The sequence below is a fragment of the Neisseria sp. P0022.S010 genome (genome assembly GCF_051956635.1).
Genome location: NZ_JBQCXF010000048.1, coordinates 1 through 16,692, shown reverse-complemented (window position 1 = coordinate 16,692; position 16,692 = coordinate 1). Strand labels below are relative to the sequence as shown.

Sequence of the window (16,692 nt, the reverse complement as noted above, 5' to 3'; positions counted from 1 at the left end):
ACAACTTCATTCCAAGCCCGGGCCTGATTGAAAGCTGCCACCTGCCCGGCGGCTTCGGCATCCGCGTCGACAGCCACATCTACCAAGGCTACCGCATCCCTCCTTACTACGACAGCCTGATCGGCAAAATCTGCGTCGTCGGTAAAGACCGCGACCAAGCCATGGCCAAAATGCGTGTTGCCCTCGATGAGCTGGCAATTACCGGCATCAAAACCAATACGCCGCTGCACCGTGACTTGTTCAGCGATCCGGGTTTCCAAAAAGGCGGCGTCAGCATCCACTACTTGGAACATTGGTTGGAAGAACGCAAAGCCAAACTGGATAAATAATCCTTTTTTCACAATCAAATTATTTATTAAAACTAATAATATTTAATAATTGATTTATTATATCTATTTTAAATCGGTTTCATAGTTCCAATAGTCAAAACCTTTCTGTATAGTTCTTTTCATAGTTTAAGTAAAAGGAAAAACAAATGTCGATACAAGAAATTTATGAGAATCAAGAAACCGGCTACGAATATGCCTTCCGGCAAATCGTTTTATAAACCACTGACCATTTTGCAAAGGAAACCATCATGACTACCTCTAAATGCCCTGTTACCCATCTGACCATGAACAATGGTGCGCCCGTTGCCGACAATCAAAACAGCCTGACCGCAGGCCCACGCGGCCCTCTGCTGGCGCAAGACTTATGGCTGAATGAAAAACTCGCCGACTTCGTGCGCGAAGTCATCCCCGAACGCCGTATGCACGCCAAAGGTTCGGGCGCGTTCGGTACGTTCACCGTGACGCACGACATCACGAAATACACCCGCGCCAAAATCTTCAGCGAAGTCGGCAAGAAAACCGAAATGTTCGCCCGTTTCACCACCGTGGCAGGCGAACGCGGCGCAGCCGATGCGGAACGCGACATCCGCGGCTTTGCGTTGAAGTTTTATACCGAAGAAGGCAACTGGGATATGGTCGGCAACAACACGCCCGTGTTCTTCCTGCGCGACCCGCGTAAATTCCCCGACCTGAACAAAGCCGTCAAACGCGACCCGCGCACCAATATGCGTTCCGCCACAAACAACTGGGACTTCTGGACGCTGCTGCCCGAAGCCCTGCACCAAGTCACCATCGTCATGAGCGACCGCGGCATCCCCGCCAGCTACCGCCATATGCACGGCTTTGGTTCGCATACTTACAGCTTCTGGAACGAAGCGGGCGAGCGTTTTTGGGTGAAATTCCATTTCCGCAGCCAGCAAGGGATTAAAAACCTGACCAACGAAGAAGCCGCAAAAATCATCGCCGACGACCGCGAAAGCCACCAGCGCGATCTGTACGAAGCCATCGAGCGCGGCGAGTTTCCAAAATGGACGATGTACATCCAAGTCATGCCTGAAGCCGATGCGGAAAAAGTGCCTTATCATCCGTTTGACTTAACCAAAGTTTGGCCGAAAAAAGACTATCCGCTGATTGAAGTGGGCGAATTCGAGTTGAACCGCAATCCCGAAAACTTCTTCGCCGATGTGGAACAATCAGCTTTTGCACCAAGCAACCTTGTGCCCGGTATCGGCGCCAGCCCCGACAAAATGCTGCAAGCCCGTTTGTTCAATTACGCCGATGCGCAGCGCTACCGTTTGGGCGTGAACTTCCGCCAAATTCCCGTCAACCGCCCGCGTTGCCCCGTCCACAGCAACCAGCGCGACGGACAAGGCCGCGCCGACGGCAACTACGGCAGCCTGCCACACTACGAACCCAACAGCTTCGGCCAATGGCAGCAACAACCCGACTTCGCCGAACCGCCTTTGAAAATCAACGGCGACGCGGCGCACTGGGACTACCGCCAAGACGATGACGACTACTTCAGCCAACCGCGCGCCTTGTTCAAGCTGATGAACAATGAGCAACAACAAGCTTTGTTTAACAACACCGCCGCAGCCATGGGCGATGCACCAGACTTCATCAAATACCGCCATATCCGCAACTGCTACCGTTGCGATCCGGCATACGGCGAAGGCGTAGCCAAAGCCCTTGGACTGACTGTCGAAGATGCCCAAGCCGCCCGTTCGACCGACCCGGCTTTAGGTCAACCTGGTTTGCTGTAAGGAGGCATTATGTGGATAGAAATTGAAGAAATCTTGTCTCAAGCTGTCCGATACAGCCGTTCAAACAAAAAGTAACGGTTTAGATCATTAATCAGGCCGTCTGAAACATAAAATAAAGTTTCAGACGGCCTTTTTATGATGAAGTTTATTTGATTGCTTCTGATTCAATGGAACTGGCCACCCTTATTTCTCCGTAAATCATGGCATGCCCCTCACCATCTCATGCCTCTACTGCAAATAAAAACCGCACGGCTGATTACCGTGCGGTTTTGCTTTTTGTCTGAAGGTTTCAGACGGCCTTACATCATGCCGCCCATACCACCCATGCCGCCCATATCAGGCATAGCAGGTTTTTCTTCAGGAATTTCGGCAATCATGCAATCAGTAGTCAGCATCAGGCCGGCGATAGATGCGGCGTGTTGCAGCGCAGAACGGGTTACTTTGGCTGGGTCGAGTACGCCCATTTCGATCATGTCGCCGTATTCGCCGGAGCCTGCGTTGTAACCGTAGTTGCCTTTACCTTCCAACACTTTGTTCACAACCACGCTAGGTTCGCCGCCTGCGTTGGCAACGATTTGGCGCAGAGGAGACTCAACGGCGCGCAATACGATTTGTACGCCTGCGTCTTGGTCGGCATTGCCGGTGTGCAGGTTTTCTAGAGCGGCACGTGCGCGCAACAGGGCTACGCCGCCACCTGCAACCACACCTTCTTCAACGGCTGCGCGGGTAGCGTGCAACGCGTCTTCCACGCGGTCTTTTTTCTCTTTCATTTCCACTTCGGTAGCGGCACCGACTTTGATCACTGCCACACCGCCAGCCAATTTAGCCACGCGCTCTTGCAGTTTTTCTTTGTCGTATTCGCTGGTTGCGGTTTCGATTTGTTGGCGGATTTCGGCAACACGCGCTTCGATTTGGGCTGCGTCGCCGAAGCCGTCGATGATGGTAGTGTTTTCTTTACCGATTTCGATGCGTTTGGCTTGACCCAAGTCGTCCAAAGTCGCTTTTTCCAGAGACAGGCCGACTTCTTCGGAAATCACCACGCCGCCGGTCAGGATGGCGATGTCTTGCAACATGGCTTTGCGGCGGTCGCCGAAGCCAGGGGCTTTAACGGCAACGGTTTTCAGGATGCCGCGGATGTTGTTCACGACCAAGGTCGCCAAGGCTTCGCCTTCTACGTCTTCAGCGATAATCAAGAGCGGACGGCTGGCTTTAGCCACTTGTTCCAAAACAGGCAGCAAGTCGCGGATGTTGCTGATTTTTTTGTCGAACAACAATACAAACGGATTGTCCAAAGCAGCAATTTGTTTTTCAGCGTCGTTGATGAAGTAAGGAGACAGGTAGCCGCGGTCGAATTGCATACCTTCAACCACGTCCAGCTCGTTTTCTAAAGATTTGCCGTCTTCAACGGTAATCACGCCTTCTTTGCCGACTTTTTCCATCGCTTCGGCGATAATCGCACCGACTTGTTCGTCAGAGTTGGCGGAAATAGAGCCGACTTGGGCGATTTCTTTAGAAGTGTCGCAAGGTTTGGCAATGTTTTTCAGCTCGTCAACCAAAGCGGCAACGGCTTTATCGATACCGCGTTTCAGGTCGGTCGGGTTCATGCCGGCGGTAACGTATTTCATGCCTTCGGCAACGATGGATTGCGCCAATACGGTTGCAGTAGTGGTACCGTCACCGGCCACGTCGTTGGTTTTAGACGCAACTTCTTTCACCATTTGCGCACCCATGTTTTCGAATTTGTCTTTCAATTCGATTTCTTTTGCAACAGACACACCGTCTTTAGTGATGTGCGGGCCACCGAAAGCGCGGTCGAGTACCACGTTGCGGCCTTTAGGGCCCAGAGTTACGCGTACGGCGTTTGCCAATACATTAACGCCGTTTACCATTTTTTGGCGAACTTCATTGCCAAATTGTACGTCTTTTGCTGCCATGTTTTTAATCCTTAAAAATCTGTTTTACTGTAAAAATAAAGATGATGCCGTCTGGAAAGGTCAATCCCATTCCACACTGTCGCCGTAGCTTTCCAGAAATTCGAAAATCTTGCTTTCGTTTTCAACCAAATCAACAGCAATCTGTTTGAATTTCTCAGCTTTTTCCCAATTTTCCGGTGTCAGCGAATAATAGGCGAAATATGAACCGCCTTCAGGGTCAGAATCCAAGTTCTCAAGCAGTTCAGGCGCGTAAACGCCCAAATAGGCATTGAAGAAGGCATCCCAGTTGTAGCCGTTCATATAGGCTTCTTCACAAGCCTCATTCATCCTTTCGCCCAAAGTGAACACAGAATCTTGTCCACAATCGAATTGGATACTGATCTGTTTGAGATCTTCAGACTTTGAAATACGGATGTAGTCTGCCATTGCTTACCCTTTTTCAGACGGCCTTAATATTTAAAAATCTTATTCAACGATACCGAAGATGTCTTCTTCACGCATTACCAACAGCTCTTCGCCGTCGGCTTTTACAGTTTGGCCGCTGTATTTGCCGAAGATCACTTTGTCGCCGACTTTGACATCCAGCGGACGGCGCGCGCCGTCTTTACCGATTTTGCCCGCACCCACGGCGATCACTTCGCCCATGTCGGGTTTTTCAGCGGCCGCACCCGGCAAAACGATGCCAGAGGCGGTTTTTTCTTCAGCTTCCAAGCGTTTGACGACGACGCGGTCGTGTAAAGGACGGATAGTCATGTTTTATGCTCCGATAAATAGTTTGAAAACAATCATCTGCCTTCATCCGGCAGATACGGTTTGAAAAAGTAGGCGGCAAGTTTGTCGACAAACTTACCTGAACACAGCGACAAATTAGGGTTCGACCCGATAAATTCAAGAGAATAATGTAAAAATTTTCTATTTAAAGCCGTCTGAAACAGACACGATAATTTCACGCCCTCTTTCCCTATTTTCCACGCCGGCCAAACTGGCAAATTTTTTCAGACGGCCTTTTACCAAAAGCAAACGCCAAACGTCCCAATCAGAGAAAGACACTGTTAAGTACAAACCTATGCACACCTTTACAAAATAATATCCTAACTTTAAAATAATAAATAGAAATTATTATTAATAAATATTTTTCACTGAAGAATTAAACTTATCCCGAAAAGGAAATTTCTATGACTTCACCCCTGTTCCGATTCAGCCTGCTTTCACTGGCACTCGCCGCCGGCTTTGCCCACGCGGAAGACGAAGCGAAAGAAAGCGTTACCCTTGATACTGTTACCGTCAAAGGTCAGGCCACAAGCGCCACACACCGTGTAACGACGAAACGTATGGAAGAGACGACTTCCACTGATTTAAAAGACGTATTGTTCAACGAACCCTCTATCAGTTTCGGTGGCGGCAACGGTCAGTCGCAGTGGGTAACCATCCGCGGCATGGGACAAGACCAAATAGACTATAAAGTTGACGATACCTACACCGACAGCCAGATTTTCCACCACAACGGCCGCTTTATGCTTGACCCCGCATTGGTAAAAGTCGTTGCCGTGCAAAAAGGTACAGGTTCTGCCTCCGCAGGTATCGGTGCAACCAGCGGCGCAATTGTTGCCGAAACGGTTGAAGCCAAAGATTTACTGAGAGAAGGTCAAAACGTCGGTTTCAAAGTCAATGCCGGCATCAGCAGCAATAAAGGCTATTCACGCGGCGCAAGCGTTTATGGTCAGGCAGGCGGTTTTGATGCTTTGGTTTCAGGCAATTTCGTACGCGACAAAGAATACACGGCAGGCAAAGGCTACCGTAATCTGCTCGGAAGCGATAAGGTTTTAAACAGTGGATTGGGTTCACGCGGCTTACTGGGCAAAATCGGCTATCGCTTCAATGAAGACAACCGTATTGAATTAAGCCACCGCCAAGAAAAACAATATGGAGAACGCGCCCTGCGCGAAGAGTTCGATTTCTCGCAAGTCTTCCAAACCGACCGCCGCACGGGTCAATACGTTTTGGATGCCAACGGCAACCGCATTCCGAATACCGCCAACAACGCGCCGCGTTACCGCACACTGACCCAAGACACCACCAACTTGGAATTCAAAGGCGGAAACTTGGGCTTTATCGACAAAATCAAAGCCAATGTTTACCGTTTGAACACCAAACGTGATGAAGTCCCCAATCCAAATTATGAATTGGACGGCGAAGTACGGACATACGGAGCCAATCTGAATCTCGACAGCCGTCTATTTGACCGCCATACCCTGAAATACGGAGTAAACTGGCGCACTCAAAAAAGCAGCTCAAACGGAGAAAACAACGAGAAGAAAAGCGATGCCGGCGTATATGTAGAAGGCATTTGGGATTTCTCTCCGGTTACGCTGACCACAGGTTTGCGCTATGACCGTTGGAAAATGAAAACCAGCAGTAATACAGAAAATTCAGACGGCAACCTCAATCCGAGCATCGGGTTGGTTTATGACATTACCCCTGATTTTTCCATCAACACCAGCCTGAACTATGCAACCCGCAGCCCTCGCCTGTACGAGGCAGCTTTAATGAGTTCCAGATCAATTATCTCATCGCCTGATTTGAAAGCGGAACGCTCGCGAAATGCAGAAATCGGCTTTAACTATCACTGGAATTCCGCCCTGACATTGTCCGGCAGCTATTTCCATCAACAAATCAAAGATGTACAAGCTATCCGCCAAGCAGGGCAAAACTATGTTTGGTTTAACGGCGGCAAACTGAAAAACAGAGGTTACGAACTGAACGCCGCCTACCGCTGGAAAGGTCTGACTGCACGTGCAGGCGTAGCATACAGCAGACCGAAACTGAACGGCGATACAGCCGACATCGTGACAACTGCCATCCCGATGGGACGTACATGGACGACAGGTCTGTCTTACCAATTCGACAATCCGAATCTGGAAATCGGCTGGCGCGGACGTTATGTCCAGAATGCAGGCTATGCGCCGACCTCGCGCGGCTCTGACGTGGCTCTGAATGTCGTCCGTGCAGGCTACGGCGTCAACGATATCTTCGCCAACTGGAAACCAACAGGCAAAGATGACTTGAACGTCAACTTCTCCGTCAACAATGTCTTTGATAAAAACTACAAGCCGCACAGCCAGCGCGCAGGTGCCAATTCTCTGCCTGAACCAGGCCGCGATGTCCGCCTAAGCGTGAACTACCGCTTCTAAGCAATCAGCTTGAAAAAGCCGTCTGAAAACAAAAGTTTTCAGACGGCATCTAGCTTTATAATCCGATACAAGTTATCATTTCGATTTACTTTATTCCCGACCACGGAGAAACCCTATGTTACGTTTGACCGCTTTAGCCGTATGCTGCACCCTTGCTTTGGGTGCGTGCTCACCGAAAGATTCTGCTTCCAACCAAGCCCAAACTGCTTCCGCTTCTGCCGCCCAAACCGAAGGCGCAGGCCTGACCGTCAAAACGGCGCGCGGCGATGCGAAAGTGCCGCAAAATCCTGAACGCATCGCTGTTTACGATTTGGGCATGCTCGATACTTTAAACAAATTGGGTGTGAAAACCGGTTTGTCCATCGACAAAAACCTGCTGCCTTATTTGGACGAATATTTCAAAACGACCAAACCCGCTGGTACGCTGTTTGAGCCTGACTACGAAGCCTTAAACGCTTACAAACCGCAGCTCATCATCATCGGCAGCCGTGCAGCCAAAGCATTTGACAAGTTGAACGAGATCGCGCCGACCATCGAGATGACCGCCGAAACCGCCAATCTGAAAGAAAGCTCAAAAGAGCGCATCGACGCACTGGGGCAAATCTTCGGCAAACAGGCCGAAGCAGACAAGCTGAAAGCGGAAATCGATGCTTCGTTTGAAGCGGCGAAAACTGCTGCGCAAGGCAAAGGCAAGGGTTTGGTGGTATTGGTCAACGGCGGTAAGATGTCGGCTTTCGGCCCTTCCTCACGTTTGGGCGGTTGGTTGCATAAAGACATCGGCGTTCCCGCTGTTGATGAATCGATTAAAGAAGGCAGCCACGGTCAGCCCATCAGCTTTGAATACTTGAAAGAGAAAAACCCTGATTGGTTGTTCGTCCTTGACCGCGGCGCGGCCATCGGCGAAGAAGGCCAGGCGGCAAAAGATGTGTTGAACAATCCGCTGGTCGCTGAAACGAATGCCTGGAAAAAAGGACAGGTGGTTTACCTTGTTCCTGAAACCTATTTGGCGGCCGGCGGCGCGCAAGAATTGCTGAACGCTTCCAAACAGGTTACCGACGCATTCAACGCGGCGAAATAGTTGTTTCGGCGGGCGGCAATGCCCACCCTTCCGTTTCATGGCATCCGGACGGCCTTTGCCCAAGCTGTATTTTGGTCATCAGGCCGTCTGAAACGGGCATTCTTGCCCGTTTGCTTCGTTATCTTTGAAAACGATACAACTATAAAATAATGCCTTTGTTTCTTTTACGACCTTATCGTTTATGTTTCACAAGCCCTTTTATTTGAACCTTATCAACGGCATCGCGCTTCTGATATTGTTTGCCGTCAGCCTGTCGGTCGGGGTCGCCCAATTCGACTGGTCCGCCCTGTTTTCGCTCTCCGACAGCCAACAGGTTATGTTCATCAGCCGCCTGCCGCGCACGTTTGCCATTGTGCTGACAGGCGCATCGATGGCCGTGGCCGGCATGATTATGCAGATTTTGATGCGCAACCGTTTTGTCGAACCGTCGATGGTGGGCGCAAGCCAAAGTGCGGCTTTGGGTTTGCTGTTGATGTCCTTGCTGTTGCCGGCTGCGCCGTTGCTGGCAAAAATGTCGGTTGCCGCCGTTGCCGCGCTGATCGGGATGTTGGTCTTTATGTTGCTGATCCGCCGCCTGCCGCCGACCGCGCAGCTGATGGTGCCTTTGGTCGGGATTATTTTCGGCGGCGTGATTGAGGCGGTGGCCACCTTTATCGCGTATCAAAACGAAATGCTGCAAATGCTGGGCGTGTGGCAGCAGGGCGATTTTTCCGGCGTGTTGCTCGGGCGGTATGAGCTGTTGTGGGCAACGGGGGTTTTGGCTTTGTTTGCCTATTTGATTGCCGACCAGCTGACGATTTTGGGTTTGGGCGAAACGGTGAGCGTGAACTTGGGGCTGAACCGGACGGCGATTCTGTGGTCGGGGCTGATTATTGTGGCGCTGATTACGTCTTTGGTGGTCGTAACGGTCGGCAATATTCCGTTTATCGGCCTGGTCGTGCCGAACATCATCAGCCGCCTGATGGGCGACAAGCTGCGCCAAAGCCTGCCGGCGGTGGCCTTGCTGGGCGCGTCTTTGGTGTTGCTGTGCGACATTGTCGGACGCGTGATTGTGTTTCCGTTTGAAATCCCTGTATCGACTGTTTTCGGAGTCATGGGTACAGTGTTGTTTTTGTGGCTTTTATTAAGGAAACCTGCTCATGCCGTCTGAAAAAAATATCGATTTTATGGCAGGAAGCAGCCGTCCGTTGTGGGTGGCTTTTGCGCTGTTGCTGGTTTCCTGCGCCCTGTTTATGACGCTCAACGTCAAAGGCGATTGGGACTTTGTCTTGCACCTGCGCCTGACCAAACTTGCCGCGCTGCTGATGGTTGCCTATGCGGTCGGCGTGTCCACGCAACTTTTCCAAACGCTGACCAACAACCCGATTCTGACCCCTTCGATTTTGGGTTTCGATTCGCTGTATGTGTTTTTGCAGACCTTGCTGGTGTTTACGCTCGGCGGCGTGGGCTATTCTTCCCTGCCGTTGACGGGCAAATTCGGCTTTGAGCTGGTCATCATGATGGGCGGCTCGCTGCTGCTGTTTTACACGCTCATCAAACAAGGCGGACGCGATTTGTCGCGCATGATTTTAATCGGCGTGATTTTCGGGATTTTGTTCCGCAGCCTGTCGTCGCTGCTTTCGCGTATGATTGACCCCGAAGAATTTACCGCCGCGCAGGCGAATATGTTTGCCACCTTCAATACCGTCCACTCGGAATTGTTGGGCATCGGCGCAATCGTGTTGCTCATCAGCGCCGCCGTAATCTGGCGCGAACGCCACCGCCTCGACGTTTACCTGCTCGGCCGCAATCAGGCCATTAATTTGGGCATCAACTACACGCGCAATACCTTATGGCTGCTGCTCTGGATCGCCGCGCTGGTTGCGACCGCGACCGCCGTTGTCGGCCCGGTGAGCTTTTTCGGCCTGCTGGTTGCCGCGCTGGCCAACCATTTTTCCCCGTCGGTCAAACATTCCGTCCGCCTGCCGATGACTTTTTGTGTCGGCGGCATCCTGCTGGTCGGTGGGCAAACCATTTTCGAACACTTCCTCGGCATGCAGGCCGTATTGAGCGTGATCGTCGAATTTGCAGGCGGATTGGTATTTTTATATTTGGTGTTGAAAAAGAAATAAATTAAATGTGCCCAAACAGCTTCAGGCCGTCTGAAGCCCGTGTTAAAAAATATTTAACCATTGAAATGAAACTAAATTTCTGACATGTACTCATAGTAAACATCACTAAATTTACTAAAATTACAAAAAATGAGTACGACATTAAAATACCGTCCCGACTTAGACGGCATCCGAGCTTTGGCCGTCTTGGCCGTTATTATTTTCCACATCGACGCCGCTTGGCTGCCCGGCGGCTTTCTCGGCGTGGATATGTTTTTCGTTTTGTCCGGCTATCTGATCACCACCATCATCAGCCGCGAAATGCAAAACGGTAGTTTTTCGTTTTTAGAATTCTACAAACGCCGCGCCAAGCGTATTTTGCCCGTTTTCGCCTGCGTATTGCTGTGTACGAGTTTGGCCGCCGCAATCTTTTTCTTGTCGTTTGACCTGCGCCAATACGTCAAATCGGCAGTGTTTGCGTTGCTGTTTTCGGCCAACCTGTTTTTTGCACGGCGCGGCGGTTATTTTGATACCGACGCGGCAGAAAAACCTTTGCAACACATTTGGTCTTTATCGCTGGAAGAGCAGTTTTACTTTGTTTTCCCAGTTTTGCTGATTGCCTTTTTCCGCTTCAGCAAAGGGCGCAGCATCCGCCAATTCATTCTTTTACTGATTGTATTGAGCCTGCTGTCCGTCTTTTTACCCACCTTCGGCATGGACCCTTATTTCCTGCCTTATGTGCGCGCATACGAGCTGCTGATCGGCGCGCTTTTCGCCTTTATTTCGCCCTCGCAAAACAACGACCGCTTCAGCACGCCTGTGGTCGGCTGGGCGATGATGGCGGTGATTGCCGCCATGTTGCTGCTTCCTTACGGCGTGTTGCCCGGTGAAGGCAATATCGAACGGCTGCTGTGCTGTACGGCGGTCGGCGGCTTGATTTACTCGGGCAAAACCCTGCAGACGCAAAACGGCTTCAATACCGCCAAACTGTTGAGCCTCAAGCCCGTTGTGTTTATCGGTTTGATTTCCTATTCGCTGTATTTGTGGCATTGGGTGGTCTTGGCCGTCATGCGCTATGTTTACATGGACAACGCTTTACCGATGTCCGCGATTGTATTGGCCGTGGTGCTGATGTCGGGCTTGTCCGTTTTGTCCTATTACTTTGTCGAAACACCGGCGCGACGGATAAAGAATTTCACCACCCAAAAATTCATCGGGGTAATCGCCGCCTATTTCGCCCTGCTGATTCCTGCCGCCGGCTACCTGCTGACTGCCAAACCGGCCGCATACGAGGCAAACCTATATACGGTTGACGAAAGTAAAATCTGCGCGGATACCTTGACCAAAACCGACTGCGCCGTCGGCGCGGAAAACCAAAGCAGCAAAGTCCTGCTGATGGGCGATTCCCACGCCGCCCACCTGACGCCCTTTATCGATATGGTGGGCAAACAGGAAGGCTTTGCCGCCGACGTTATCTCGTCCAACAGCTGCGGCGTTGCCTTCGGCTTTATGTTGCCGCAAAGCGACCGCCGTGCCGACCGTTGCAACCCTTACAACCGCTTTATCGCACAAAAGGTCGAAAACTATCCGGTGGTCTTTATCTCGCAACGTTGGTTCCTGCATACCAACAAGCCCGGTTTTACGGAGCATTTCAGCAAAATGCTCGACACCCTGATTCAACAGGGCAAGCAGGTTTACGTCTTTGCCGACACGCCGATGAACGCGCAACTGCCCCTGCGCCATTACTACTTGAAACAACGCCTCGGCCTCGACATGCAATACGTTTCCGAGCATAAAAAAGCCGAAATCGCCCGCTCCGCCGAAGCCGACAAGACCATAGAAAACATTGTCAAACAGCGGCCTGCCGTGCATTGGGTCAACATCATGGAGCCGATTCCGGCAGATAAAACCATAGACGGCCTGCCGATATATTTCGACACCAACCACCTCAACACCCACGGTGCGACAAAACTGGCCGAAAAATTTATACAGGACAAACAAATACTCTTAAAATAACATCTATGCCCAAGGCCGTCTGAATATTTCAGACGGCCCGGGCAAACCCGCAAAGGACAACCTTCATGACACAAGAACATTTCCCATCATTCTTCAACCAAGCCCCGACCATCACCGTCCAAGACACATTGGCCGACTTCCTCGGCGCGGCCGAAAACGGCATCCTCACTTACCACTACGCCGATGCCGTACGCCTGTGCGGCCACTCCTGCCCGACCGTCGCCGGTGCTTACCTGATGGTCATCAAAGGCCTGAAAGCCCTTTACGGCGAAGAGCTGCCGCAACGCGGCGACATCGAGGCCTTTATGCAGGGCGAGCGTGACGAAGGCACGACCGGCGTGACCGCTTCCGTCGTCCAACTCCTTACCGGCGCAGCACCCGAAACCGGCTTTGGCGGCGTAGGCCCTGCCGGACGCTTTGCCCGCCGCCATTTATTGTCCTTTGGTGCAGGCGAAATCAACGGTACACTCGCGCTCCGCCGCCGCGATACCGGCAAAACCGTTGCCGTCAGCCTCAACGCCGCACTCCAACCCTTCGCACCGCAAATGCGCGACATCATGCCCAAAGCCGTCAGCGGCAGCGCAAGTGCCGACGAACTCAAACAATTCGGCGAGCTTTGGCAAGAACGTGTCCGCGCCTTCCTGATCGATCAAGCCGACAATCCCGAATTTGTGACCGTCAGCGAAATCTAACCACTCCATACAGAAATAAAATTCAGACGGCCTCACGCTGAAAGGCCGTCTGAAACCCCAAGTTTTCCATACTCGAATCCGCCTATGATTACCATCCGCAACGTCAGCCACACCATCGGCAGCAACCCCATCCTCAACGACGTCAGCCTCGACATTCCCGAAGGCGGCATTACCGCGCTAATCGGCCCGAACGGCGCAGGCAAGTCCACCCTCCTCTCCTTTATGGCGCGCCTGCAACCCTTGGTACACGGCGACATCAGCTACGCAGGCAAAGACATCAAAACCACGCCCACCGCCGAACTCGCCCGCACGCTCTCCATCCTCACCCAAGAAAACAGCATCATGAGCCGCATTACCGTGCGCGACCTGCTCATGTTCGGCCGCTATCCCTACCACCAAGGCAGGCCGTCTGAAACGGATAAAACCATCGTCGAAGAAGCACTCGCCGAGTTCCACCTGCAAGGCTTTGCCGACCGCTACCTGACCGAGCTTTCCGGCGGCCAACGCCAACGCGCCATGATTGCCATGGTGTTCTGCCAGCGCACCGACTACGTTTTACTGGACGAGCCGCTGAACAACCTCGACATGTATCATGCCCGCTCCCTCATGCAAATCCTGCGCCGGCTGACCGACGAGTACAAACGCACTACCGTCGTCGTCCTGCACGACATCAACCAGGCCGCCGCCTACGCCGACCACGTTGTCGCCATGAAAAACGGCCAAGTCGCCATGCAGGGCGCACCCAACGACATTTTCACCGCCGAAAACATCAAATCCCTATTCGATATGGACGTCAACGTCCTCGATTACGAAGGCAAAAAACTGGTTATCCACCACGTTTGAACCCAATAAAAAAGACCGTCTGAAACCCGATTCCCCACGTTTCAGACGGCCTTTGCCTATTCAAAGCATTTATTTTTTATCGTACAAACCGCGCACCACGCGACCAATCGCAGTAATGCCTTTTTCCAGCGTTTCCGCATCCTGCGCAATACTCATGCGGATGCACTCGCCCGCGTGCGGATAATCTTGCGTATCGATGCCGACAAAGAAATGCTCGCCCGGAATAATCAGCGTGCCTTCAGCCTTGAGCATTTCGTACAAGGTTTGCGACGAAACCGGCAGGTTTTCAAACCAAAGCCACAAGAAAATCGCGCCTTCGGGCTTGTGGATTTTCAACGGATACGCACCCAATTCGCGTTTGAGCAGGGAAACCGCCGTTTGCGCCTGCCGACGGTAAAACGGCTGAATCACTTGGTCGGCCAACTGTTTCAGACGGCCGTCGTTTAACAGCGGCGCCGCAATCGCCGCGCCGAAACGGGTGGGCGACAGGTTCACAATCGCATTCAAACTGCTGACGGCTTTGACCACTTCCGGCGCGGCGATAATAATGCCGGTACGCACGCCGGGCAGGCCGATTTTAGAAAGGCTGAAGCAGAGGATGATGTTTTCGTGCCAATTGAGCGTTACATCGCTGTAAATAATATTCGGGAACGGCATTCCATAAGCGTTGTCGATAATCAGCGGAATCCCATGTTCCTGCGCCAACGCGTCCAAACGCGCCATTTCGTCGTCGGTCAGCACATTGCCGGTCGGATTGGTCGGGCGCGAACAGCAAATCGCACCGATTTTGCCCGCTTTCAATTCAGGCAGGCTCTCCAGCGCGTCAAAGTCCACACGGTATTTAAAAAAGCCTGCTTCGCCTTCGTGTTCGACATTTTCGATTTTCGGCCTCACCGAAATAAAATGCTGCCCCTCGATATGCACATCGGCATAACCGATATATTCAGGCGCAAGCGGCAACAAAATGGCTTTTTCAGCCGTTTGGCCGTCTGAAAGATTGAATTTGCCGCCAAACAGGTTGAACAAATAGAAAAACGCGTTTTGCGAACCATTGGTCAGCGCAATATTGTCCGCCGTCAGATTCCAGCCGTATTCGCGGTTAAGAAACTTAGTCAAAGCCGCAATCAGCGCCGCATCGCCCTGCGGATTGGAATAATTGCCGATATTCTCAACAGCGTGTTCCGCCGCCAGTTTGGAGAACACATCGGCGAACACCGCATTGACTTCAGCAATCTTCGCCGGATTGCCGCCGCCAAGCATATTGACGGGCTTGTCGCTTTTGAGCGCGTCGCCCAAATCGTCCATCAATTGCAAAATGCCGCTGTGTTGCGTGAATTTTTCGCCGAATGCTGAAAACTGCATGGAAACTCCGTTACTGGGTGTGTGAAAACAATAAACCGCTATTATAAGAACAAAGGCCGTCTGAAAACCAGTTATCCTGATTTTCAGACAGCCTTTACTATTCAATCCTTCCTTTAACGGCCAAAATTGTCTCGACGTTCGCGCCAGTCTTGGCGGATGGAGCCGCTTTTGCCGACCGGCGTGTCTTGTTCGACTTCCCAAATAAAATTCGTTCCGCCGCCAATTGGATGCGAGCCGCGCAAACCGATGTGGCTGCCTTGGTCGGCAACGGCGGTGCTGCTGCGTGTTTGGCCGCCGAAACGGGTTTGCGAGGTTTCGATGCCGCTTTTGATGCTGCCGTAAAGCTGTACATCGGCATGTGCGGCGAATGCGGCGGTGGGAAGTGCGGCAGTGAGGAGAAGTTTCAAGTTCATGGTTTATCCTTTTTTTGGAGAGGAATTGTGAGGCGATTGTATCGGCCTTGTGCGTAAACAAGTTACAATTCTTGCAAAATCTGACAGGAGTTTTGATGATGCGCTCTTTACGCGCCGCCGCTGTACAAATGGTGTCGTCCACCGCCCCCGAAACCAATATTGCCACGATGAAACGCCTTGTCCACGAGGCTGCCGAACAAGGGGCGGATTGGGTGTTGCTGCCCGAATATTGGCCGCTGATGGGCAAAAACGATACGGACAAGCTGGCATTTGCCGAGCCTTTGGACGATGGAGGCGTCGGCGAAACCTGCGACACCCGTTTTCAGACGGCCTTAAGCGAAACGGCAAGGGAATGCGGCGTGGTGTTATTTGGCGGCACGGTTCCGTTGCAAAGCCCAGACGCAGGCAAGGTGATGAATACGATGCTGGTGTATGACCGCGACGGGAAACGAATCGGGCTTTACCACAAAATGCACCTTTTCGGCTTTTCCGGTTTGGGCGAACGCTACGCCGAAGCCGATACGATACTGGCGGGCAGCGATGTGCCGAAGCTGAGCGTGGACGATGTTCCGCTGGCGGCCGGGGTCTGCTACGATTTGCGCTTTCCTGAGTTTTTCCGCGCCCAGCAGCCATTTGATGTTTTGCTGTTGCCAGCCGCGTTTACCCACACGACCGGCAAGGCGCATTGGGAATTACTGCTGCGCGCCCGTGCAGTGGAAAACCAATGCTACGTCATCGCGTCGGCACAGGGCGGACTGCATGAAAGCGGCCGCCGCACATTCGGCCACAGTATGATTATCGACCCTTGGGGCGATGTGTTGGCGACGTTGCCCGAAGGCGAAGGCGTGATTTTGGCCGATTTGGATACCGCGCGCCTGCAAAGCGTGCGCACGCGCCTGCCTGCCCTGAAACACCGATTACTTTAAACACGCACTATGTCCCAGTTCCAACCCACACGCATTCTCGGCATCGACCCCGGCA

Annotated in this window: 14 protein-coding genes and 1 pseudogene; 10 read left to right on the top strand and 5 right to left on the bottom strand. The window is 52.1% G+C overall.

Features of this window, described 5'->3' with window-relative positions; genetic code table 11:
• A pseudogene (locus ACTHUT_RS07140) lies at positions 1–329 on the top strand (acetyl-CoA carboxylase biotin carboxylase subunit); the annotation flags it as partial.
• A 248-nt stretch (positions 330–577) separates the two neighbouring features.
• Positions 578–2,092: a catalase KatA gene (gene katA, locus ACTHUT_RS07135; RefSeq protein WP_440386451.1), complete on the top strand. Its 1,515-nt coding sequence runs from the start codon at positions 578–580 to the stop codon at positions 2,090–2,092.
• Positions 2,093–2,391: 299 nt separating this feature from the next.
• On the opposite strand, the gene groL is transcribed toward katA, so the two are convergent.
• From groL to groES, 3 genes are read right to left on the bottom strand one after another with little or no spacing between them, the layout of a single operon-like run.
• Complete coding sequence (gene groL, locus ACTHUT_RS07130) at positions 2,392–4,026, bottom strand: chaperonin GroEL (protein ID WP_049322649.1); 1,635 nt, start codon at positions 4,024–4,026, stop codon at positions 2,392–2,394.
• Between the two features lie 60 nt (positions 4,027–4,086).
• Positions 4,087–4,452 carry an Imm51 family immunity protein gene (locus ACTHUT_RS07125; protein ID WP_440386449.1) on the bottom strand — a complete coding sequence of 122 codons (366 nt, stop codon included), beginning with the start codon at positions 4,450–4,452 and terminating at the stop codon, positions 4,087–4,089.
• 39 nt (positions 4,453–4,491) lie between these two features.
• Positions 4,492–4,779: a co-chaperone GroES gene (groES, locus tag ACTHUT_RS07120; RefSeq protein WP_003744509.1), complete on the bottom strand. Its 288-nt coding sequence runs from the start codon at positions 4,777–4,779 to the stop codon at positions 4,492–4,494.
• Between the two features lie 422 nt (positions 4,780–5,201).
• On the opposite strand from groES, the gene ACTHUT_RS07115 reads away from it, so the two are divergent.
• From ACTHUT_RS07115 to ACTHUT_RS07085, 7 genes are all read left to right on the top strand, one after another.
• On the top strand, positions 5,202–7,217 hold the full coding sequence (locus ACTHUT_RS07115; RefSeq protein ID WP_440386448.1) for a TonB-dependent receptor plug domain-containing protein: 2,016 nt from the start codon (positions 5,202–5,204) through the stop codon (positions 7,215–7,217).
• Between the two features lie 115 nt (positions 7,218–7,332).
• Positions 7,333–8,295 (top strand): siderophore ABC transporter substrate-binding protein, encoded by a 963-nt coding sequence (locus ACTHUT_RS07110; RefSeq protein WP_440386447.1) that lies wholly within the window; start codon positions 7,333–7,335, stop codon positions 8,293–8,295.
• A 181-nt stretch (positions 8,296–8,476) separates the two neighbouring features.
• Positions 8,477–9,445, top strand: coding sequence for an ABC transporter permease (locus tag ACTHUT_RS07105; protein ID WP_036492655.1), 969 nt, complete (start codon positions 8,477–8,479; stop codon positions 9,443–9,445).
• The gene (locus ACTHUT_RS07100; protein WP_440386446.1) at positions 9,435–10,406 is read left to right on the top strand and encodes an iron chelate uptake ABC transporter family permease subunit; all 972 of its coding nucleotides are present in this window, start codon (positions 9,435–9,437) and stop codon (positions 10,404–10,406) included. Before ACTHUT_RS07105 ends, ACTHUT_RS07100 begins: the two co-directional genes overlap by 11 nt.
• A gap of 129 nt (positions 10,407–10,535) precedes the next feature.
• Positions 10,536–12,401 (top strand): acyltransferase family protein, encoded by a 1,866-nt coding sequence (locus tag ACTHUT_RS07095; RefSeq protein WP_440386445.1) that lies wholly within the window; start codon positions 10,536–10,538, stop codon positions 12,399–12,401.
• A gap of 65 nt (positions 12,402–12,466) precedes the next feature.
• Positions 12,467–13,093 (top strand): FmdE family protein, encoded by a 627-nt coding sequence (locus ACTHUT_RS07090; RefSeq protein ID WP_440386444.1) that lies wholly within the window; start codon positions 12,467–12,469, stop codon positions 13,091–13,093.
• 84 nt (positions 13,094–13,177) lie between these two features.
• A complete protein-coding gene (locus tag ACTHUT_RS07085) occupies positions 13,178–13,936 on the top strand; it encodes an iron ABC transporter ATP-binding protein (protein WP_003749115.1) in 759 nt (252 codons plus the stop codon).
• Between the two features lie 69 nt (positions 13,937–14,005).
• On the opposite strand, the gene ACTHUT_RS07080 is transcribed toward ACTHUT_RS07085, so the two are convergent.
• Entirely contained in the window at positions 14,006–15,298 is a 1,293-nt protein-coding gene (locus ACTHUT_RS07080) for a valine--pyruvate transaminase (RefSeq protein WP_440386443.1), read from the bottom strand.
• A 113-nt stretch (positions 15,299–15,411) separates the two neighbouring features.
• The gene (locus tag ACTHUT_RS07075) at positions 15,412–15,711 is read right to left on the bottom strand and encodes a porin (protein WP_440386442.1); all 300 of its coding nucleotides are present in this window, start codon (positions 15,709–15,711) and stop codon (positions 15,412–15,414) included.
• Positions 15,712–15,806: 95 nt separating this feature from the next.
• Here ACTHUT_RS07075 and ACTHUT_RS07070 point away from each other — a divergent pair, with 95 nt between their 5' ends.
• Entirely contained in the window at positions 15,807–16,637 is an 831-nt protein-coding gene (locus ACTHUT_RS07070; protein ID WP_440386441.1) for a carbon-nitrogen hydrolase family protein, read from the top strand.
• The last annotated feature ends 55 nt before the right edge of the window (positions 16,638–16,692 follow it).

Coding starts and splice junctions, on each gene's coding strand:
- katA (WP_440386451.1), top strand. CDS start 578: ATGACTACCTCTAAATGCCCTGTTACCCATCTGACCATGAACAATGGT.
- groL (WP_049322649.1), bottom strand. CDS start 4,026: ATGGCAGCAAAAGACGTACAATTTGGCAATGAAGTTCGCCAAAAAATG.
- ACTHUT_RS07125 (WP_440386449.1), bottom strand. CDS start 4,452: ATGGCAGACTACATCCGTATTTCAAAGTCTGAAGATCTCAAACAGATC.
- groES (WP_003744509.1), bottom strand. CDS start 4,779: ATGACTATCCGTCCTTTACACGACCGCGTCGTCGTCAAACGCTTGGAA.
- ACTHUT_RS07115 (WP_440386448.1), top strand. CDS start 5,202: ATGACTTCACCCCTGTTCCGATTCAGCCTGCTTTCACTGGCACTCGCC.
- ACTHUT_RS07110 (WP_440386447.1), top strand. CDS start 7,333: ATGTTACGTTTGACCGCTTTAGCCGTATGCTGCACCCTTGCTTTGGGT.
- ACTHUT_RS07105 (WP_036492655.1), top strand. CDS start 8,477: ATGTTTCACAAGCCCTTTTATTTGAACCTTATCAACGGCATCGCGCTT.
- ACTHUT_RS07100 (WP_440386446.1), top strand. CDS start 9,435: ATGCCGTCTGAAAAAAATATCGATTTTATGGCAGGAAGCAGCCGTCCG.
- ACTHUT_RS07095 (WP_440386445.1), top strand. CDS start 10,536: ATGAGTACGACATTAAAATACCGTCCCGACTTAGACGGCATCCGAGCT.
- ACTHUT_RS07090 (WP_440386444.1), top strand. CDS start 12,467: ATGACACAAGAACATTTCCCATCATTCTTCAACCAAGCCCCGACCATC.
- ACTHUT_RS07085 (WP_003749115.1), top strand. CDS start 13,178: ATGATTACCATCCGCAACGTCAGCCACACCATCGGCAGCAACCCCATC.
- ACTHUT_RS07080 (WP_440386443.1), bottom strand. CDS start 15,298: ATGCAGTTTTCAGCATTCGGCGAAAAATTCACGCAACACAGCGGCATT.
- ACTHUT_RS07075 (WP_440386442.1), bottom strand. CDS start 15,711: ATGAACTTGAAACTTCTCCTCACTGCCGCACTTCCCACCGCCGCATTC.
- ACTHUT_RS07070 (WP_440386441.1), top strand. CDS start 15,807: ATGATGCGCTCTTTACGCGCCGCCGCTGTACAAATGGTGTCGTCCACC.